Source organism: Rhodococcus sp. ACPA1, assembly GCF_002300195.1.
In the GTDB taxonomy this organism is placed as follows: domain Bacteria; phylum Actinomycetota; class Actinomycetes; order Mycobacteriales; family Mycobacteriaceae; genus Rhodococcus_F; species Rhodococcus_F opacus.
Window position 1 is genome coordinate 708,855 of the sequence record NZ_NSDX01000003.1, and the last position, 19,625, is coordinate 728,479.

19 protein-coding genes and 1 pseudogene are annotated in these 19,625 nt (G+C 66.5%); 11 read left to right on the plus strand and 9 right to left on the minus strand.

Going from position 1 to position 19,625, the window contains the following annotated elements; genetic code table 11:
- Positions 1–17: 17 nt before the first annotated feature.
- The 5 genes from CJ177_RS13800 (at position 18) to CJ177_RS13820 (ending at position 4,982) form a co-directional block, all read left to right on the plus strand.
- The gene (locus CJ177_RS13800; RefSeq protein WP_061046166.1) at positions 18–752 is read left to right on the plus strand and encodes an SDR family NAD(P)-dependent oxidoreductase; all 735 of its coding nucleotides are present in this window, start codon (positions 18–20) and stop codon (positions 750–752) included.
- Positions 753–777: 25 nt separating this feature from the next.
- Entirely contained in the window at positions 778–2,457 is a 1,680-nt protein-coding gene (locus CJ177_RS13805) for a class I adenylate-forming enzyme family protein (protein ID WP_095867931.1), read from the plus strand.
- An 11-nt stretch (positions 2,458–2,468) separates the two neighbouring features.
- Complete coding sequence (locus CJ177_RS13810; RefSeq protein WP_095867932.1) at positions 2,469–3,611, plus strand: acyl-CoA dehydrogenase family protein; 1,143 nt, start codon at positions 2,469–2,471, stop codon at positions 3,609–3,611.
- An 89-nt stretch (positions 3,612–3,700) separates the two neighbouring features.
- The gene (locus CJ177_RS13815; protein ID WP_095867933.1) at positions 3,701–4,363 is read left to right on the plus strand and encodes a TetR/AcrR family transcriptional regulator; all 663 of its coding nucleotides are present in this window, start codon (positions 3,701–3,703) and stop codon (positions 4,361–4,363) included.
- A gap of 19 nt (positions 4,364–4,382) precedes the next feature.
- Positions 4,383–4,982 (plus strand): hypothetical protein, encoded by a 600-nt coding sequence (locus tag CJ177_RS13820; protein ID WP_095867934.1) that lies wholly within the window; start codon positions 4,383–4,385, stop codon positions 4,980–4,982.
- On the opposite strand, the gene CJ177_RS13825 is transcribed toward CJ177_RS13820, so the two are convergent.
- The gene (locus tag CJ177_RS13825) at positions 4,979–5,212 is read right to left on the minus strand and encodes a hypothetical protein (RefSeq protein ID WP_005250954.1); all 234 of its coding nucleotides are present in this window, start codon (positions 5,210–5,212) and stop codon (positions 4,979–4,981) included. The genes CJ177_RS13820 and CJ177_RS13825 overlap by 4 nt on opposite strands.
- A 257-nt stretch (positions 5,213–5,469) precedes the next feature.
- On the opposite strand from CJ177_RS13825, the gene CJ177_RS13830 reads away from it, so the two are divergent.
- Both CJ177_RS13830 and CJ177_RS13835 read left to right on the plus strand, forming a co-directional pair.
- The gene (locus CJ177_RS13830; protein ID WP_095867935.1) at positions 5,470–7,011 is read left to right on the plus strand and encodes an ATP-binding protein; all 1,542 of its coding nucleotides are present in this window, start codon (positions 5,470–5,472) and stop codon (positions 7,009–7,011) included.
- A 55-nt stretch (positions 7,012–7,066) separates the two neighbouring features.
- Positions 7,067–7,501 carry a LytTR family DNA-binding domain-containing protein gene (locus CJ177_RS13835; protein ID WP_095867936.1) on the plus strand — a complete coding sequence of 145 codons (435 nt, stop codon included), beginning with the start codon at positions 7,067–7,069 and terminating at the stop codon, positions 7,499–7,501.
- Here CJ177_RS13835 and CJ177_RS49385 read toward each other — a convergent pair.
- Both CJ177_RS49385 and CJ177_RS49390 read right to left on the minus strand, forming a co-directional pair.
- On the minus strand, positions 7,479–8,135 hold the full coding sequence (locus CJ177_RS49385) for a response regulator transcription factor (RefSeq protein ID WP_025433290.1): 657 nt from the start codon (positions 8,133–8,135) through the stop codon (positions 7,479–7,481). The genes CJ177_RS13835 and CJ177_RS49385 overlap by 23 nt on opposite strands.
- Positions 8,136–8,348: 213 nt before the next feature.
- Positions 8,349–9,113: pseudogene (locus CJ177_RS49390) on the minus strand (serine/threonine-protein kinase); the annotation flags it as partial.
- A gap of 310 nt (positions 9,114–9,423) precedes the next feature.
- On the opposite strand from CJ177_RS49390, the gene CJ177_RS13845 reads away from it, so the two are divergent.
- Complete coding sequence (locus tag CJ177_RS13845; RefSeq protein WP_095867938.1) at positions 9,424–9,732, plus strand: hypothetical protein; 309 nt, start codon at positions 9,424–9,426, stop codon at positions 9,730–9,732.
- Between the two features lie 389 nt (positions 9,733–10,121).
- Here the strand turns inward: CJ177_RS13845 and CJ177_RS13850 are convergent, their stop codons facing one another.
- Entirely contained in the window at positions 10,122–10,688 is a 567-nt protein-coding gene (locus tag CJ177_RS13850; RefSeq protein WP_095867939.1) for a peptide deformylase, read from the minus strand.
- Positions 10,689–10,734: 46 nt separating this feature from the next.
- Between CJ177_RS13850 and CJ177_RS13855 the strand changes: the two genes are divergently transcribed.
- Positions 10,735–11,277 (plus strand): PadR family transcriptional regulator, encoded by a 543-nt coding sequence (locus CJ177_RS13855; protein WP_025433288.1) that lies wholly within the window; start codon positions 10,735–10,737, stop codon positions 11,275–11,277.
- Positions 11,278–11,298: 21 nt separating this feature from the next.
- Here the strand turns inward: CJ177_RS13855 and CJ177_RS13860 are convergent, their stop codons facing one another.
- The 3 genes from CJ177_RS13860 to CJ177_RS13870 form a co-directional block, all read right to left on the minus strand.
- The gene (locus tag CJ177_RS13860; RefSeq protein WP_005250961.1) at positions 11,299–11,604 is read right to left on the minus strand and encodes a WhiB family transcriptional regulator; all 306 of its coding nucleotides are present in this window, start codon (positions 11,602–11,604) and stop codon (positions 11,299–11,301) included.
- 243 nt (positions 11,605–11,847) lie between these two features.
- On the minus strand, positions 11,848–12,831 hold the full coding sequence (locus tag CJ177_RS13865; protein WP_095867940.1) for an iron-siderophore ABC transporter substrate-binding protein: 984 nt from the start codon (positions 12,829–12,831) through the stop codon (positions 11,848–11,850).
- Between the two features lie 88 nt (positions 12,832–12,919).
- Positions 12,920–13,777: an SGNH/GDSL hydrolase family protein gene (locus CJ177_RS13870; protein WP_095867941.1), complete on the minus strand. Its 858-nt coding sequence runs from the start codon at positions 13,775–13,777 to the stop codon at positions 12,920–12,922.
- 222 nt (positions 13,778–13,999) lie between these two features.
- Here CJ177_RS13870 and CJ177_RS13875 point away from each other — a divergent pair, with 222 nt between their 5' ends.
- A complete protein-coding gene (locus tag CJ177_RS13875; RefSeq protein ID WP_095867942.1) occupies positions 14,000–15,358 on the plus strand; it encodes an LLM class flavin-dependent oxidoreductase in 1,359 nt (452 codons plus the stop codon).
- Between the two features lie 35 nt (positions 15,359–15,393).
- On the opposite strand, the gene CJ177_RS13880 is transcribed toward CJ177_RS13875, so the two are convergent.
- On the minus strand, positions 15,394–16,149 hold the full coding sequence (locus CJ177_RS13880; protein WP_095868225.1) for an IclR family transcriptional regulator: 756 nt from the start codon (positions 16,147–16,149) through the stop codon (positions 15,394–15,396).
- Positions 16,146–17,600 carry an APC family permease gene (locus CJ177_RS13885; RefSeq protein ID WP_179443222.1) on the minus strand — a complete coding sequence of 485 codons (1,455 nt, stop codon included), beginning with the start codon at positions 17,598–17,600 and terminating at the stop codon, positions 16,146–16,148. Before CJ177_RS13885 ends, CJ177_RS13880 begins: the two co-directional genes overlap by 4 nt.
- Positions 17,601–18,022: 422 nt before the next feature.
- Here CJ177_RS13885 and CJ177_RS13890 point away from each other — a divergent pair, with 422 nt between their 5' ends.
- Positions 18,023–19,528, plus strand: coding sequence for an aldehyde dehydrogenase family protein (locus CJ177_RS13890; RefSeq protein ID WP_061697276.1), 1,506 nt, complete (start codon positions 18,023–18,025; stop codon positions 19,526–19,528).
- Positions 19,529–19,625 lie beyond the last annotated feature (97 nt).

Below are 19,625 nucleotides of genomic sequence, written 5' to 3' on the forward strand. Positions count from 1 at the left end.
GGGAAGTGGGAAAAAGCATGAGCAACAACATCGCAGTGGTCACAGGCGCAGGATCCGGCATCGGCCGGGCCATCGCCCTCGCGCTCGCCGAGCAGGGCGACACGGTGGTCGTCGCCGACCTCGACCTGCAGGCCGCGGAGAAGACGGCAGCCGAACGGCCCGACCGGCTCTTTCCGATGACCGTCGACGTCGCCGACCGGGCGCAGGTCGACGCCCTGCGCGACCGGGTGACGGCCGAGGTCGGCGTCGCGAACGTCCTCGTCAACGCGGCGGGATGGGACCGCACCGATCAGTTCCTCAACGCCACTACCGAATTCGCCGAAAAGGTCGTCGCCATCAACTACCTCGGGCCCGTCCACATGTGTAGTGCGTTCCTTCCTGGCATGGTGGAGGCGGGTAACGGCGGGCGCGTCATCAATCTCGCGAGCGATGCAGGCCGTGTCGGCAGTGCGGGGGAGAGCATCTACGCCGGTGCGAAAGGCGGCGTGATCGCGCTGTCGAAGTCGCTCGCCCGTGAGATGGCCCGGTACGGGATCAACGTCAACTGCGTGTGCCCCGGCCCGACCGACACCCCGCTGTTCCAGGCGCAGGCGGAGAAGCTCAAAGAGGCTCTGGTGAAGGCCATTCCGTTCCGGCGGCTCGCCCGCCCGGAGGAAGTGGCGGCGCCGGTCCTGTTCTTCGCGTCCGAATCCGCGTCGTTCATCACGGGCCAGGTGATCAGCGTCAGCGGTGGCCTCACCATGGCCGGCTGAGCGGCACCGGGACGGAGGACTCATCATGACGTACACCTACGATGCCCACGCCTATCGTCAGTACTTCGAGCACGATTTCACCTATCTGAACGGCTTCCGGCGCAACACTCACCGGTACGCCGATCGACTCGCGATGCAGTCCCCGTCGACCGGCGAGAGCTGGACGTACGCAGAACTCGGCGATCGCGTCGACCGGCTCGCCACCGGGCTTGCCCGCGCCGGCGTCGCTCCGGGCGATGTCGTGGCCTACCAGTTGTTCAACGGTTCCGAATTCGCCCAGCTGTACCTGGCCGGGCAGGCCTGCGGCGCGGTCGGAGGGCCGATGAACTTCCGGCTCGCGTCCGGGGAGACGGCGGTCATCCTCGACGCGAACCGCCCCACGGTGTTCGTCTACGACACCGAGATCGGCGAGATGGTGCGGGATGCCTTGTCGCGCTCCACACACAAGCCCGCACTCGTCGTTGCCGTCGGACCCGGAGAACCACTGCCGGGAAACGGTTTCGAGGTGATTCGCTTCGACGAACTCGTGGCCGAGTCGGCCTCACCGCCGGACGTGAGTCGCACGGTGTGGGACGAAACCACACGGCTGTTCACGTCCGGAACCACCGGCATGCCCAAGGGGGTTCCGCTGAACAGCATGATCGAGATCTTCAGCGCCCACGACGTGATCATGCACTTCCCGCTGACAGCGGAAGACAAGACGCTGAACATGACTCCGTGGTTCCACCGCGGCGGATTGTACTGCGCCGGGCCGAATCCCACGTTCTATCTCGGTGCCTCGCTGGTGGCGCAGCGCAGCTTCGACGCCGAGGTCACCCTCGACTACGTCGAGGAATACGGGCTGACGTTCCTGATCGGTGCCCCGACCAACCTGGCGATGCTCGCTCGCGCACAGGAGGAGAAGCCCCGGGACCTGTCGACCCTCAACGGCATCGTGACGATGGGCGCGCCACTCGAACGGGAAGCGGCACTGCACTATCAGAAGGTGCTGAATCCCCGCATCTTCAACGGGTACGGCAGCACCGAAGGATTCTGGAATACTTTCCTCCGACCCACCGATCTGCCGGAGATGGCCGGGACCGCCGGGCGGGCCTGCATCGACGACGACGTCGCCGTGGTCAGGCTGTTCGACGACCGCCTCGCCGACGCTCACGAGACGGTCGCCAAGGACGGAACCGAGATCGGTGAGGTCATCGTCCGCTCACCGAAAGGCGCCAACGCCTACTTCGATGCCCCGGAGCAGGAGAAACGGAAGTTCCGGAACGGCTGGCTCCACATCGGTGATCTGGCCACCTGGGACGACGAAGAGTTCGTGACGATCGTCGGCCGCAAGGACGACATGCTCCTGTCCGGCGGCGAGAACGTGCACCCCGTGCAGATCGAGGAAGCACTCGGCGGGCACCCGTCGGTCACGGATTCGCTGGTGGTCGGGGTTCCCGACGACAAGTGGGGGCAGATCGTCGTCGCCTACGTCGTCACCACCGCACCGGTCCCGTCCGCGGACGATCTGGACGACTTCTGCCGCAGACACCCGATGCTCTCGCAGTTCAAGCGCCCCCGGGCCTACCGTTTCGTGGAGTCACTCCCCGTGTCGGCGACGGGAAAGAAGTTGCACTACAAGGCCACCGATACCGCGCGCCGGGAGTTCGAGAGCGGGGCGTTCGTCGTCCCGAGTGCCCGCGGATCCCACACCGTCAGCTCGTAAAGGACACCGTCATGACCATCGAATTCGAGTCCGAGCACCACCAGTTCCGGGACAGTGTCCGCAGCTTCGTGCGCGAGCGGATCGTCCCGAGGCACGAGCAGTGGGAGAGCGAAAGCTGCCTCGACCCGGCACTGTTCACCGACGCGGGTAAGCAGGGGCTGCTCGGCTTCCCGGTTCCCGAAGCCTACGGCGGCCCCGGCGTCGAGGACTTCCGCTACAACGCGATCGTCGTCGACGAGGTCAACCGGGCGGGTGCCGCCGCCGCGGGCATCGCATTCTCTCTGCAGAACGACGTCGTGCTGCCGTACCTGACGGACATGACGACCGAGGAGCAGAAGGCGCGCTGGCTTCCCGGAATCGTCACCGGTGAGACGATTCTCGGCATCGCGATGACGGAGCCGGGCACCGGCAGTGACCTCACCGGGATCCGCACCACGGCAGTGCTCGACGGCGACCACTACGTGGTGAACGGCAGCAAGACGTTCATCTCCAACGGCCAGAACGGCACGCTCTTCGTCGTCGCAGTGCGCACGTCGGCAGACAAGCACAAGGGGCTGTCGCTGCTCGTCGTCGAATCCACCACACCGGGATTCTCCCGGGGCCGCAACCTGGAGAAGATCGGGCTGCACGCTCAGGACACGAGCGAGCTGACGTTCACCGACATGCGCGTGCCGGTGGCCAACCTCCTCGGCGAGGAGGGGCAGGGTTTCTATCAACTCGTTCACAATCTGCCGCAGGAGCGCCTCTCGCTGTCCGTCGGCGCGGTCTCGGCCGCCGAGGGAGTGCTCGAGCAGACCCTGGAATACGTGAAGGAACGCAGCGCCTTCGGAAAGCCGATCGCCAGCTTCCAGAACACCCAGTTCGTTCTCGCGGAACTGGCCACGGAACTCGATCTGGCCCGGACCTATCTCGACGACTGCATCCGGCAGCACGTCCGCGGAGAACTGACCCCGGCCCGTGCGGCGCGGCTCAAGTGGTGGACCACCGAACTGCAGGTTCGTGTGGCCGACCGGTGCCTGCAACTGCACGGCGGGTACGGATACATGCGCGAGTACGCGGTGGCGCGTGCGTTCGTGGACGCCCGGATCCAGACGATCTACGGCGGTACCACCGAGATCATGAAGACGATCGTCGCGAAGGATCTCGGGATCTGACGCGGGCCGGACTGCGGTTCCGGCCCCGCGCGGGATACTGTGAATACTCGTTCACCGCAGGTTCTGCCAGCAAGGAGAGGTCATCTGTCATGGCGAAGGACACGTCCGCCGTTCCACTCGACGAAGCCGTCCGCGCCGTCCGCGTCAGCTCGCGGCGACGTCAGGTGCTCGACGCCGCCGTCACGGTGATGCAGCGGACCGGCTTCCACCAGATGTCCATGCAGGCGCTGGCCGACGAGGCACAGGTGAGCGTCGGGCTGATCTACAAGTACTTCGGCGGCAAGGAGGACATCCTCCTCGCCACGATCGTCGACATCCTCGACGCCTTCCGCGATCAGCTCGAGCCCGCGATGGACGCAGCGGGAACCGACCCCGTCGAGCGGCTGGTGGCCGGGTTCCGGCGCTATGTCGAGATCGTCGACGAGAATCTGGATGCCGTCGTGCTGACGTATCGGGAAAGTCGGACGCTCGACCAGGACGGGCGTGAGCGGATCAAGGAACTCGAGGTGGCGACGTCCAAGCCGCTCCACGACGCCCTCGACGCCGCGATCGCCGCGGGCATCGCGAGCGATCTCGACGTCGATCTGACGACGTTCGACATGATGATGCTCGCGCACGGGTGGGCGCTCAAGCACTGGCATTTCGCGTCCCGCTACACGGTGGACCAATACATCACGGCGCAAACACGATTCATTCTCCGCACCGTGCTGTCGGACCGGAGTGGCGCGAAGTACCGACACCTGACGGAGTGACCGCGCAAACGCTGACCGGATGACCAGATGGCGGTTCGACGGGGAGATCACGGGCCTGGGCACCGGCTCGGGTGTGCGCATCGTCGTCGGACACTGGTCGCGATCGCCGCTCGGTGAGTTCACGGATGTCATGGTCGAACTCGCGGACGGTCACCGCGTGCTGCTCGCCCCGTCGGAGGTGGTCCGCGACTTCGTCACCGCGACGTACGTCTTCGACGAGACCGTGATCGCGTCCGTCCGGTGCTCGCGGTCCGGCGGCAGCCGGACCGTCGAGGGCGGGGACCTGCGCGTGAGTTTCGAGCTCGGCGCCCGCACCACGCTCGGACGATTGCTGAACCTGATCCCGCGGGCGCTCGCGAGTGCACCGTGGTTCTGTGTGGTCAGCGACCCGATCGCCCGTGTCGTTCTCCGCGGTGTGCGTACCCGCGGCACCGCAGGCAACGGGCGCCGGGAGTACTACGGCGCCGTCGATCAGCGGCGGGTGGTGGGAATGTCCGCATCCTGGCGCGGCCGGGACCTCGGCGCGCTGCAGCCGGTGGAACCGCCCGTCCGATTCGGGTTCGGTTCGACCCCGCGGACCCCGGCTGCCACGTCGATCGTCACCACGATCGTCGACTAGTCGAAGAGGGTGGGGGCCTCTCCCGGCTGTTCGCGGTCGGCCGGTTCGACCTCGCCGGCCGGGCTCGTCGCCTTGTGCACCACGGACAGGGCCGTCGTCCGGACCGAGAGCCGATGGCCGTCGGGATGCTGCAGCGAGGCCATGCCCTTGCTGAGCTCGACCACCAGCCAGGGACCGGCGTGACCGGACGCCTGCACCAGATCACCCACCTGTATCTGTACGGCTACCACCGCTTCCTCCCAAGGTTTACTGCATCGGCCTGTGCCCAGCGTAGCGACATCGGCGGGTGTCAGCCGAGTGACGGGAACTCGGTCGGATGAGAGCGGACCGGCAGCTCGATATGATGCTCATCGAGGTCTGTCCGAGTACTCCACGACTGATCCGAGCATGCACGATGACGCGAAAGTGGTCACGGCGGTCACATGGAGCCCTGTCGCGGCGCGGCGCGGCGGCCCCCTGGGCGGCTTTCGACGCGGACGCGCACCAGATGCCTGCGCGTCTGATATCGCTGCTGGTGCGTCCGACGACCCCGCCGTTGTGGTTGGGGATCGTGGTCGCCGCCACCGTGATCACCGTGGAAACCGTTGTGGTGCATCAGCTGGACAAGGTAGCGCCGCAAAATGCATTCGGTGCGGTGTTCCTGCTCGGAGTTCTGGTGGTCTCGGCTCGGTGGGGATTCGCGCTGTCGGTAATGACGACTCTGGTGAGCGCGTTCGTCTACGTCTACTTTCACCTTCAGGTGGCGGGGACCCTGCTTCCGGCCAAAGCCGGCGACTGGGTGGCCATCGTGGTCTTCCTGCCGGTCGCTCTCGTGGCCAACCTCATGGCGGGCCAGGCCAGATTGCGTACCGCGGAAGCGGTTCTGCGCCGCCGGGAGGCGGAGGCGAGCCGGGACGAGCTCGCGATCCTCGCCGAACACCAAGCCGCACTACGTCGGGTGGCGACCTTGGCGGCGCGTGGGGTGAGCCCCTCGGAGGTGTTCACAGCGGTGGCCGAAGAACTCGCGCTCTGGCTGCATGTGGTCGACGCCGTGTTGCTTCGCTACGAGGGAGACGGCACAGGGACGTTGGTCGCCGTTCGATACGAGCCGGGGGAAACTCGGATGCCCGTCACCGGAGACAGGATCTCGACGGAGGGCGACGACGTCGGGGCGATCGTCTTGCGCACCGGCCACGGCGCCAGGATCGACAACCACGAACATGTCGGTGGGGCCGTTGCTACCCGCATTCGTGCCGAGGGCTTCGGATCGATCGTGGGAGTCCCGATCGTCGTGGACAAACGGGTGTGGGGCGCGGCGATCGTCGGATCGCGGCGCACCGAGCCGCTGCCCGCGGACACCGAGGTCCGACTCGGTGACTTCGCCGATCTCGTCGCGACCGCGATCGCCAATGCGGCGACCCGTGCCGAACTGATCGCCTCGCGGGCCAGGATCATCACGGCAACCGACGAGGCCCGGCGTCGCCTGGAACGTGACCTGCACGACGGGGCCCAGCAGCGGCTGGTGTCGCTGGGACTGGAGGTGCGGATGGCGGAGGCGTCGGTGCCGGCCGAGTGGGGGGACGTGCGGGAGCAGTTGTCGGCCGTCGCCTCGGGGCTCACGGGCGTGTCGGAGGATCTGCGGGAACTCTCGCACGGGATCCATCCGGCGATCCTGTCGAAGGGCGGGCTGGGATCGGCGGTGCGGACGCTGGCTCGTCGTTCCGCAGTCCCCGTTGCTCTCGACGTCGCGATCGAGGGCCGGTTCTCCGAATCGGTCGAGGTAGCCGCCTACTATGTGGTCGCCGAGGCGCTCACCAACGCCGCCAAACACGCCCACGCCTCCGAGGTGGATGTGTCCCTGCGGGCGGAGGACGGCACTCTGCACCTGGTGATCGGGGACGACGGCGTCGGCGGCGCCTCGTCCGGTGCGGGCTCCGGCCTCATCGGGCTACAGGACCGTGTGGAGGCCCTTGGCGGCCACATGCTGATCACGAGTCCCCCCGGTCACGGGACCACGCTGGACATCACCATCCCGGTCGCCGACGAGTGACCGAACGGGATTTACCTGCTAGCGGGAATGCGTACCCGGGAGTATCAGGTCAACCATGGAAGTCATGGTGTTGCAATTCGGTCGTCTACGGTGCCTGATCGTCGATGACAGCCCACGTTTTTCGGATACTGCTCGGCGACTGCTCGAGCGGCAGGGCATCACGGTGGTCGGCACGGCGTCGAACACCGCCGACGCGGTCCGGTCGGCCGCGGAGTTGCAGCCCGATGTCATCCTGGTCGACGTCGAACTCGGCGCGGAGAGTGGATTCGAACTCGCGGAGCGGCTCGACGAGGACGCGTTCCCGGCTGCGGTGATCTTGATTTCCACCCACGCCGAGCAGGACCTGGCGGACTTGATCGCCGGGAGCCCCGCGGTGGGTTTCGTGTCGAAGTCCGAGCTGTCGTCCGAGGCGATCCGGGATCTGCTCGGCGCCGGTGACGGAACCGAAGGGGAGCCGGTGGCTCCGGTCAGCGGGCCTCGAGGAAGGTGACGACCGCGAGAACTCGACGGTGATCGTCGCCGGTCTCGGGGAGGTTCAGTTTGGTGAGGATGCTGCGTACGTGTTTCTCGACGGTGCCCTCGGTGACCCAGAGTCGGCGGGCGATGCCGGCGTTGGAACGTCCCTCCGCCATGAGGGCCAGTACCTCCCGCTCCCGCGCGCTGAGTGCGGCGAGCGGGTCGTTGCGCCTGCGGGCGGAGACCAACTCCTGAACCAGCGCCGGGTCGACGACAGAGGCCCCCGCGGCGATGCGCTGGAGGGTGTCGATGAAATCGTCCACGTCGGTGATGCGGCTCTTGAGTAGGTAGCCGATTCCGCGGCCGCTGGCGAGTAGCTCCATCGCGTGTTCGACGTCGGCGTGCGCGGACAGGACCAGGATGCCGACTTCGGGGAATTCGTCGCGGATCGCCCGGGCCGCGTCGAGCCCTTCGGTGGTGTGGGTCGGGGGCATTCGGATATCGACCATCACCAGGTCGGGGGCTCGCTCACGGACCAGCTCGAGGAGTGTGGTTGCGTCGCCGGCCTGTTCCAGCACGTCGAAGCCGGAGCGCGTGAGCAGACTCGCCAACCCCTCGCGGAGCAGGACGTCGTCTTCGGCCAGGATTACCCGAAGACGTGTCGTCACCGGCCTGCTCTCCGAAGTTGCCCGTGCCCGAGCCGATTGCGGATGGTCGCGGTCGTGGGGGTCGCCGAGGTCGGTGGGCACCGCCATGTCGTCGACGGTCAGGCCGTGGCGGCGCTGAATCCGCCGCAATTCCTCCCCGAACTCGGCGGCGCTCGCAGGACGATCCTCGATGTTGCCCGCCATCACATGGTTGATGGCGGAGCGCACGTCGGCGGGAATGTCGGTCTGCGTCGCATCGGACATCGTTCCGTCGGGGGTCTGCGGCACCTGGGTGGCCGTCTGCTCGGTTCGGGGGCGTTCGATGCCCGCGTGACCGTTGAGCGCACACAGGAGCGTGGCGCCGAGGCTGTAGAGATCCGACGCCGGTGTGGGGGTCTGTCCCTGGAGTACCTCGGGGGCGGTGAACGCGGGGGAACCGGAGATGAGGCCGGTGGCGGTCTCGAAGCCACCCGCTATTCGTGCGATGCCGAAGTCGGTCAGTTGAGGCTCCCCGTACTCGGTGAGCAGGATGTTCGCGGGCTTGATGTCGCGGTGGAGGGTGCCTCGCCGGTGTGCCGTCTCGAGCGCCCCGGCGATTTTGACCCCGATATGCAGTGAATCCTGCCAGCTCACAGGGCCTGCCTCGCGGATCAGTGCGTCGAGGGAGTTGCGTGGGTGGTACTGCATCACGATGTAGGGCATGCCCGATTCCGTGGTGCCGCTCTGGAAGATACTGACGATATTGGGATGCCCGGACAGTTTGCCCATGGCGTGCTGCTCGCGGAGGAACCGGTCGAGATTGTCCGAGTCGAGCGCGGCAGCGGCAGTCAGCACCTTGATGGCAACAGTGCGTTCGAGAGAGCGCTGCCAGCAGCAGTAGACCGCTCCGAAACCGCCACGTCCGACTTCGTGGGCATCGTCGAAGCCGGCCGCGGCCAGCTCTACCGCAATCGCCCCGAGCGGATCGGACCGCGTCGCCGGAGGATGGAATTCGGCCATCGTCGACCCCGAGTTTCCCCGTCCATGAGAAAAGCGCCCGATCACCGTGAAAGTGACCGACTTCGAGAATACTTCATCGGCGCCCGGCCCGACACGCCATGACGCCGTCTCGCACACAACGAACAATCATGGCATTGCAGCTACCTGGAAAACCGAGATTGCGGCTGGTTGCATCCGCAAGCTCCTGCTGGCAGTGACGACGCGGGGTTCCGTTTCCGCGACGATTTATATCAATGGTCGTTCGATCATCAACCCATCGCAAGCACCGCACAAGTCGGCGCAGCACAGAAAGAAAATGAAGGTGAGGACAATGAACAAGTTCGCAATCCGCACGGCGGTCGCCGCGGCAGCAATCGCACCCCTGCTCGCTCTCGGTGCCGGAACTGCTTCCGCCGCAACAGTACCCGATGTGGGTACACCCGCTGCTCGTGTCGTGCCGGATGCGGGTCCCGTGACGGACCTCCCGGATTCCGGTTTCCCCTGGGGCTGGCCGGGAGCGACGGGGCCGTTCGGACCCGGACGACAGGATGTCGGGCCCTTCCACGGGGGGTTCGGTGGCTTCGGAGGTTTCGGGCACTTCGGCCACTTCGGTGGCTTCGGTGGACACGGTGGGTTCTAGCCGCGGACGTCGGTTTCGGGTGCGCCACCTCTGATCGGCTGTGCCCGAGAGCGGGCACAGCCGAAAGGGCAGTAGCGTCCCGCGATCAAGCGAATCACCCTTGCCCCGAGCGTAATCCGTGAACCCAGATGTATCACGTCGACCGCAAACGCTTCACTGCGATGAGCGATGCGGTGCTCGGCAATGTATTCGACTTGGCTGCATCGTCGTTCGATCGATGCGCACCTCCCGTCCGTGGCGCGGACCGGTCCGGTCGACGCCGCCGTCCGACCCGAATGCTTCGACCCATCACCGCACACCCACACGAGGTGCATCAGTCATGCCGTACGTCACCACCGCCGATGGCACCGAGATCTATTACACGGAGCAGAGAACCGACGTCATACCACTCACCAAGCGAAGGGGTCACGGTCCGCCCCGGGTACCCACGTATTGCCGGGGTCGGTCCACTGACGCCGTTTGATCATCTTGCGCGCGGCGCGGTGATTGCGTCCGACGAGCCGGTCGAGGTAGAGATGCCCGGCGAGATGATCGGTTTCGTGCTGCAGGCAGCGGGCCAGATAGCCGGTGCCCTCGACGGAGACCGGGTTGTTGTCGATGTCCACGCCGACCACTCTCGCCCAGTCGGCTCGGCCCGTAGGGTAGCGCTCGCCCGGAACGGAGAGGCATCCTTCGAGTTCGTCCGGGTCGGGCATGGTCTCGGGCAGCGGCGAAGTCTCGAGCATCGGATTGATGACGTGCCCTCGATGTCGCCGAGTGTCGTCGATCAGGTCGTACACGAAGATCGCCCTCGGGTCTCCGACTTGGTTGGCGGCCAGGCCGGCTCCGTGAGCTGCGGTGTTGGTCTCGTAGAGGTCATCGACGAAGGCGGCGAGTTCGCTGTCGAACGCGGTGACCGTCACCGCTGGTGTGGTCAGTCTGGTGTCTCCGGCAATGAGGATCGGTCGAATAGCCATACGACGGAGAGTACTCAAATATGAGTACTCCGGTAGAACTGATGGCATGAATCCCACGCGGCTGTTCGTCCTCGGCGCTCTCTCCAAGCGGGGACCCATGCACGGTCACCAACTGCGTCGCGACGCGCGTCTGGATCGAGCCGAATTGTGGTCACAGGTGAAACCCGGGTCGCTCTACGGTGCGTTGCATCGGCTCGAAGACGAGGGTCTGATCCGCCCGTTGCGGACAGAGCGGGACGGAGCATTGCCCGCCAGAACCGTGTACGAGATCACGGCCGAAGGAACCAGGGAACTCCGAGCGCTCCGCGACGAGGCGTTCACCGAGTTCGAACTCAAACCGGACCCCGTCGACCTCGCCCTGGCTGTGAGCGCAGATCTCGACCGGGAGGTGCTCCGCGGCTACGTCGAGGACCGCATCGCGGTCCTCGCGGCACGCGAGCTGCAGTTCGATCACCAGCTCGATCGCCGATGGCCCGACCAGAGTACGGCCGACGATCTCATCGTCGCCCACGCCAAGATGCGCATCCAGACGGAGATCGCCTGGCACAAGAAAGTCCTCGCCGACATCGACAAGCTGGAGGCACGGTGATCCGCGGGTAGGAGGAACCTGTCAACGGCGGCTGCCGGAACGGAGTCGGCGGGCGTGCCGTCGGCGGTCGGCTTCGGTCATCCCGCCCCAGATCCCGTACGGTTCGTCCTCGGCCAGGGCGTGGTCGCGGCAGTGGGCGAGCACGGGACAGTCCTGGCAGATCTGCTGGGCGTTCGCTTCGCGACGGGCTCGCGCATGACCGCGTTCGCCGTCGGGGGAGAAGAACACCGACGATGCGACTCCGCGGCATGAGGCCAGCTCGCGCCAGTCCTCGGGGTGGGGCGCGGCCGCGGGGGCCGGTGTTCGTGACGTTTCTGCCAACAGCACTGCGGTCCTTCCGTTCCCGGAACGTGGAACAGAACCACGTGTCGGGAAACAGATATCGATGTTCTTCGTGTGAGCGTCGGTATCGGTTACGAGCTATCCCGTTAACAAACCGGACGGCCTGTTTAAGGGTATACCGGACGACCACACGACTGCGCCACTGGGTCGGATGTCCAGTAGTGCGGCGGTGCATCGACGTGCTTGCGGACGGATTGACGAGTGTGTCGGGAGAAACTTCCGAGGTCCTTAACGTTGCACGGCGGAGTCGAGGAGCGGAACCACCTGGTCCAGGGCCCAATCGAGGCTGGGCGGTGAGGGGAAGGCGATGGACTGTGCCTGCGTCGGTGCCAGCGGCACGTATGCGCCGCGCTCGACAGCGCCGAGCGACTGGAATGCCGGCTGCTGTTCCACACTCTCCAACGCGCCGTTGGAACTCGTTGCCAGGATGAGATCGGCATCGGTGTCGGCGAGTAGTTCATTGCTGATCTGGGCACGCCCGGGGATATTGCTGGCAGGTTGTGCCGTGGCGAACGGGGTCAGCGTCAACCCCACTTGGTCGAGGAACTTCGCTCCGGCGTCGTCGGTCGAATTGACGACGTAGGTCGAGTCGGGCTGCGGTCCGACGAAGAAGGCGTAGGTCTTGCCGTCGAGGGCGGGATGGGCAGCGGCGGCATCATCGATCGCCGATTCGGTCTGCGCCACCACGTCGTCTCCCTGCGAGGAGATACCGAGCGCCGCGGCGATCGTCTGCGTCGCGTCCTGCCAGGTCTCGGCCGACGGGGTGTCGGCATAGTGCACGACGGGTGCCAGTTCCGAGAGTTGGCTGTACTGATTGTCGAGCCCGAAAGACTTGGTGGCGACGATCAGATCCGGAGCCTGCGCGGCGACTTCTTCTACCGAGACATTGGTATTGACGCCCTGGAGGATGGCGGGATGGGAGTCCCCGAGACTTTCCGCCGTCCACGGCTGCACGCCCGACTCGTTCGGCGCTTTCCCGATTGCGACCGGAGTCACGCCGAGCGACAGCAGAATGTCGGCGTCGGTCCAGCTCAAGGCAACGACGCGTTCCGGGCGCTCGTCGATCGTCGCCGACCCCAGCGCTCCCGTCGTGGTCACGGGGTGGGCATCACTGTTCGCGGACGCAGACGGTGAGTCCGTCTCCGGTGACGCGCACCCAGCGACCACCGTGCCGACCAAGAGAACCGCGGCCATGATCCCTGCGACCCGCATCCATCACTCCTCACCTCGACGCGACGTTGTAAGGGCAGGCTAACCGCTCTGGGGTGGGAATGGCACAACTCGGCACCGACGAAGCCGGTCATGGACGGGTCGCGACGACGAGCGACGCCATCGCCCTCAGCCCTTCGTGCGTGGGGTGCAGGGGCATCGTGAACGATTGGGGGACGAGGCCTTCGAACCACCGTAGATCGGATCCGGCGCACGCGTCGTGCCCTACCGCGGCGGCGGCCACGTCGACGAAGTACGCGTCGTTGCGCCGTGCCGCGTCGGCGAGAACGTTGTTCATTCTCACGAAGAACCGCACGACGAAGGCGGCGTCGGCATCGCTCGTGGGGATGTAGGGCCAGCAACCGCGGTCGCCGAAGATGCCGCCGTGCCCCACCAGGAGCACGGTTGCAGCGGGGGCCTTCTCGGTGATCGCAGCCATGGTGGCGGACACCTTCGGGCCGAGCACGGTGAGAGCGTCGTTCATGCGCCGGGCCGTGGTGGCGTCGGAGCGACAGTTCGCGTCGAGCCCCGGGGCGAGCGTGTAGCAGGGCTCCACCAACGACGACCACGCGATGTCGTTTCCCCCGATGCTGACGGTGACGAACGTCGTGTCCGGCTGGAGTGCCCCGATCTGCGGTGGTTGCGGTCCGGTGATGGTGAATTGTGGTTTTTCCGTGACGTTTTCGGTCTTCGCTCCCGCACACGCCCTGCTGACGTACGATTCCGCGCGCAGGGTGTCGGCGACGATCTGCGGGTACGCGTCGGCGGTGCGGAAGCACCCGTCTCGGATCGACAACGGATCGTGCAGAGACCCGGTGGCTCGCGAATCACCCAACGCGACGTAGCGGATGGCGGAGTCCGGCGCGGCGTCGGCCACGGCGAGATGCGCCCACGGGAGCGCGAGCGCCACCACGCACCCGGCGAGGATCGACGACAGAGTCGACTTCACGGGAGGGCTTCGAGGATGACCGGATGGTGTGGGGCCGGCGCGTTTTTCGTCATCACTCATCTTATTTCCGCGCACCGGATATCGCCTGGCTTCGACGGACTCGGCTCCATTCGAGTCTGCGACAGTCGCGGACTTCGCGTCACGCTGAGTCCAATCGGTGACATCCACTGCCGCGTTGTTGAAGGCTGAACTAAGACTTCTGACCGATCAAGGACTCACACCATGTCTCGTGAACTACACCTCGCCGGCTTCCTCATCGCCTCGCACGTCACGCACTCCCACGCCGCGTGGCGGCACCCGGCGTCGGAGACCGACTACCTCGGACCCGATTACTACCGGCGCGTGGCGCAGACCCTCGAACGCGGCAAGTTCGACTTCCTGTTCTTCGCCGATCTCCTCGCCACACCAGTTCGGTACGGCAACGACATCCGTGTCCCGCTGAGCAGTGGGACGCAGGCGTCGGCGACCATCGACCCCTCGCTGGTAGCGGCGGGCCTGGCCAACGTGACCGAGAAGATCGGTCTGGCGATCACCAAGTCCACCACCTACTTCCACCCGTACGAGGTGGCGCGGATCTTCGCCACGCTCGACCACTTGTCGCGGGGCCGGGCGGGCTGGAACGTCGTCACCTCGCTCAATCAGGCCGAGGCCCAGAATTTCGGCATCGAGAATCACCTCGGCCACGACGAGCGGTACGACCGCGCCCAGGAATTCCTCGAGGTCGCGTTCAAGCTCTGGGGGAGCTGGGACCGTGATGCTCTGGTGCAGGACAAGGCGTCGGGCGTGTTCGCTGATCCCGACAAGGTGCGCACCGTCGACCACGAGGGCGAGTGGTTCAAGACGCGCGGACCGTTGACGGTGCCGCACTCACCGCAGAGCCGTCCCGTGATCATCCAGGCCGGGTCCTCCTCGGTCGGTAAGGACTTCGCTGCCCGCTGGGCCGAGGCGATCTTCGAGATCGACCCGACCAGTGAGGGCCGTAAGGCCTACTACGACGACGTGAAGTCGCGTGCATCGAACTTCGGGCGCAACCCGGACGACATCAAGATCTTCCCGTCCTTCGTGCCGTTCGTCGGGGAGACCGAGTCGATCGCGCGGGAGAAGCAGGCGTTCCACAACGAACTCGCCGACCCCATCTCCGGCCTGATCACGCTGTCGGTGCACACCGATCACGACTTCTCGCAGTACGACCTCGACGCCCCGATCGAGGATGTCGTCGTGCCGGGTACGCAGGGGCTGTTCGACGTCGCGCGCCGGCTCAGCGTCGAGGACAACCTCACGTTGCGCGACATCGGCAAGCTCTACGCCCAGGGTGTGCTGCTGCCGCAGTTCGTCGGGACGGCGTCGCAGATCGCCGATCAGATCGAGGAAGGATTCCTCGGCGGGGAGGCGGACGGGTACATCCTGTCCGCAGCCCAGGCGCCGGGAACGTTCGACGACTTCGTCGACCTCGTCGTCCCCGAGTTGCAGCGGCGTGGACTCTTCCGCACCGACTACACCGGTAGCACCCTGCGCGACCACCTCGGTCTGGGCGGCGCCAGTCTCACTCCCACACCGCGCGGAGTGACCGTCGGCGCCTGACGTCGGCAGCTGCCTCGCCGGGTGGGATCTGAGCGCTAGGCCATCAGCGGGGCCAGCCGCTCCGCGTGCTCCCGCAGCGACGGGACGTGGCGCAGCATGAGGTGTTCGTGATCGACGTGTCCCGACAGTGCCAGACTGCCGACGAGGGCCCCCGTTCCGGCCCGGACGGGGACGGCCACGCAGGCCGACGCGTCCCGGAGCTCCGCGAGTTGGGTGGCGAAGCCCTGGCTCCGGATCAGGTCCAGATTCGCGAGCAACTCGCTCCTTACGACGATCGTGCGGGCCGTCAGCGCCCGCGGCTCCCAGCGGGGAATCACGGATTCGAGTTCCGACTTCTCCGCGAGAAGGAGCTTGCCGACCGCACACGCGTAGAGGTGCTGGTTGAGAAACGACTCGTCCTCCGGCGGCGGGTATTCGGGGTCCGCGTCGGCCGTGCGGACGGCGACGTTGGTGTAGAAGAACAGGTGGACCCCGAAGCGCACCGACAGTCGCAGTTCGCCGAGAACCTCACGCGCCGCCGCACACACGGTGGGCACGACGGCCGCGTCGACGAGGATCCCGATCTTCTGGCCCAGCGCGAACCCGGACAGGTCGGGGAGCCGCACCACATAGCCTTCGCCGACGAGGATGTTGAGCAGGCGGTACGTCGTCGCCGACGGCATCGACAGGCGGGCCGCGATGTCTTTCGCTGTGACACCCGAGCCGGCCCGGGCCACCTCCTCGAGCACCCGCAGGGCGCTGGTGACGGCCTTCGGCTGACGCCCCGACAGGGCTCTGTCGTCGGCGCTCACCGGCGGACCTCCCACGGTCGGTACCGGCCGAGCAGGTCTTCGGCCACGGCCTCGTCGTACACACCCATCCGTTCTCCGATTCCGGGGGATCGCCTCGCGCGGATCGCGAAGACCGCGGCGCCGACAAGCATCAGAAGAACGTAGACGGCGGTCGCCGCGCCCGCGACATATGCCCGCGAGAACGCCGCCCACCCGACCAGTGCGACCATCGCGGTCGCCGTCAGCACGCCGACGATCACGGGAAGTCGAGTCAGTTCGCCGATCCGCCGGAGGAACGCCGGCGTCGCGACGCACAGCAGGACATACGCCAGGACGTAGCCGTGGGCGGACACGGCGAGGAGTCCGATCAGGACGTCGCGGCTCGAACCGCTGACGAACAGATAGAGGACGGGCACCGCGACGACGACCGGCATCGCGGCCGTCAACGCCACGTGCGGAGTGTGGAACCGGTGGTGCGTCCGGCCGAACACGCTCGGAACCACCCCTTCGCGGCCCATCGCGAACAGGGTGCGCGACAGCGCCGTCGTCGAACCGAGGACGCACGCGAACCAGGAGGCGGTGATGCCGAGTTCCATGACGATCGAGAGCGCCGACGAACCTGCGCCGGACGTGTCGGGCAACGTGAGGACGATCGGCAGCGAGTCGACTCCCTGCCGCACCGGCTCCGGCAACTGCAGGGCGGCGGCGAACACGTACAGAACGCCCAGCGCGATGGGGGTCCACCGGATGGCGCGCGGGACGGCGACGAACGGGTTGCGGGCCTCCCGCGCCACCGTGCCCGCGCTCTCGAATCCGACGAACGACGTGATCGCGAGCAGTACGGCGAACCCGACCGCGGACCCTGACTTCGCGCCGCCCGCGGACGGGGTCGCGCCCTCGCGGATCGATTGCACGAACGCGACCACCAGCGCAGCGGAGGCGGCCACGATCGCGAAGACCTCGATGGCGAGCATGATCCGCGCCGACAATTGCACGCCCCGGACCATGAGGAGAAGGGCGAGCAGTCCGACGATCGCCGCGAGGACCGCGATGAGGGGCGACCCCGCCGGAAGTCCGACTCGGCCGAGCAGCGCGGCGAGGTAACTCGCGGCACCGAGTGTGCTCGCCATGGCGGCGGCCGCGTAGCCGACGAGCAGCGACCAGCCCCCGCCGAAGCCGGGCACCGCCCCGAGTCCCTTCACGATGTAGCTGTAGAGACCGCTGACGGCCACCATCCGGGTGGCGAACTGTCCGATGCAGTAGCCGACCGCCGTCATCAGAATCGCCGCCGCGACGAACACCGCGATGGTCGCCCGGCCCGCGTCGGGTATGACGAGAGCAGGCAGCGTGACCATCACGGCCGACGGTGCGACCGCGGAAACGGACTGCCCGAGCACCTGGACGAAACTCAGACGCGCCCGCTCGAGACCGGCGACCGGTGATCTACTTCTGATTCTCGGTGTACCGGACACCACGCACCTGCTCTCCACACTTTCCGGCCGGCCCCGAGCGAGTGATCAACCCGGGGCTGCATGAGTTGCACGCTAGCGCAGGAGACGAGCGCGATGCGCCGATCGGAATTAATTTTCGATCACCTCGAATGAGAATGGCCGGAGAATTCGTTCCCGATTCCGGAGCCGGCGCCGGCGCACACGGCGGATCAGCTGCACCGACCCGAAAAGCCGGAATGAGAATCGGCGCCGTCGTGGCCGGAAAAGTCGAATGAGAATGCCGCAGTCGCTGATTCCCATCCGGATTTAGTAGTGACCGGCGACACATTCGGGGTTTATCGTGGGTTCAGGCCGCAGCACGACGAGGCGAAAACCACCGCCAAAAGTGTTCTGCAGAAGCCGGATTCATTCACAGATTCATTCACTCCATCGAAGAGGACATGATGACTGCAGTCGTTCACACCCCCGCCGGACTCGACCCCCGGGTCGTCGACTTCGTTTCGTCGCCGAAGCGCATGTTCGTCGACGGCCGATGGGTGGACTCCGCGTCGGGCAGGACGTTCGAGACGGTCGATCCCGCCACCGGACAGGTGATCACGACAGTGCCGCACGCCGGAATCGAAGACGTGGACCGGGCGGTAGCGGCGGCCCGGCGGGCTTTCGAGTCCGGGCCGTGGCGCTCGCTCACCCCCGCGGCACGCCAGCGGATCCTCTGGAAGATCGGCGAGGGGATTCTGGCCCGGGCCGATCAGTTCGCGCAGCTCGAGTCGATCGACAACGGCAAGTCCGTGGCGGTGGCGAAGGCCGTCGACGTGACGTGGGCGGCGGAGATCTTCTTCTACTACGCCGGCTGGGCCACCAAGATCGAAGGCCGCACCATCCCTGTGTCGGTGCCGTGGGCGCCCGGAGCCCGATTCCACGCCTTCACCACCCGTGAGCCGGTCGGTGTGTGCGCACAGATCATCCCGTGGAACTTCCCGCTGGTGATGGCCGCGTTCAAGGTGGCACCCGCGCTGACCTGCTCGAACACCATGATCCTCAAGCCTGCCGAGCAGACACCGCTCACCGCGCTGCTCCTCGCCGAGGTGATCGCCGAGGCCGGCGTCCCCGACGGCGTGTTCAACGTGCTCACCGGTTTCGGCGACATCGGCGCGGCGCTGTCGAGTCACGACGACGTCGACAAGGTCGCGTTCACCGGTTCGACCGAGGTCGGAAAGAAGATCGTCAATGCCGCGTCGGGGAACCTGAAGAAGGTGTCCCTCGAACTCGGTGGCAAGAGCCCGCAGGTGATCTTCTCCGACGCCGACCTCGAGGCTGCGATCCCGGGCGTGGCCAGCGGGTTCCTGTTCAACCACGGCCAGGCCTGCACGGCCGGAACACGTCTTCTCGTCGAGGACCGGATCTTCGACGAATTCACTTCCGGTGTAGCCGATTTCGCGAAGTCCCAGAAGATCGGACCCGGACTCGACCCCACCAACGACATCGGCCCGCTGATCTCCGAGGAGCAGTTGGGCAAGGTCACCGGATACATCGACGCCGGACTCGCCGACGGTGCCCGCGCGCTCTCCGGCGGGCAGCGGCACGGCGACACCGGCTTCTACGTGGAGCCCACCCTGCTGGTCGATGTGAACCGTGACTTCAGCGTGTACCAGGAGGAGATCTTCGGCCCGGTCGCGGTGGCGGTGCCGTTCAACCGGGAAGACGGCGTCCGCGCGGCCGCCAACGACACCCCCTACGGCCTCGCCGCCAGCGTGTGGACCCGGGACGTGTCCCGCGCCCACGAGGTGGCCGCCGAGATCAAGGCGGGCACGGTGTGGGTGAACTGCCACAATGCCTTCGACACGGCGCTTCCGTTCGGCGGCTACAAGCAGTCCGGGTGGGGACGCGAACTCGGTGAAGGTGCCATCGCCGAATACACCCAGAGCAAGTCCGTCAACATCGCCCTCTAGATTCTCGACCGGACCCGAATGAGAATCGTCCTGCGTGCGTTCTCATTTGCTGTCGACGGACTGTGACGCTTCGGCAACTGCGCCGACAACCCGCAGT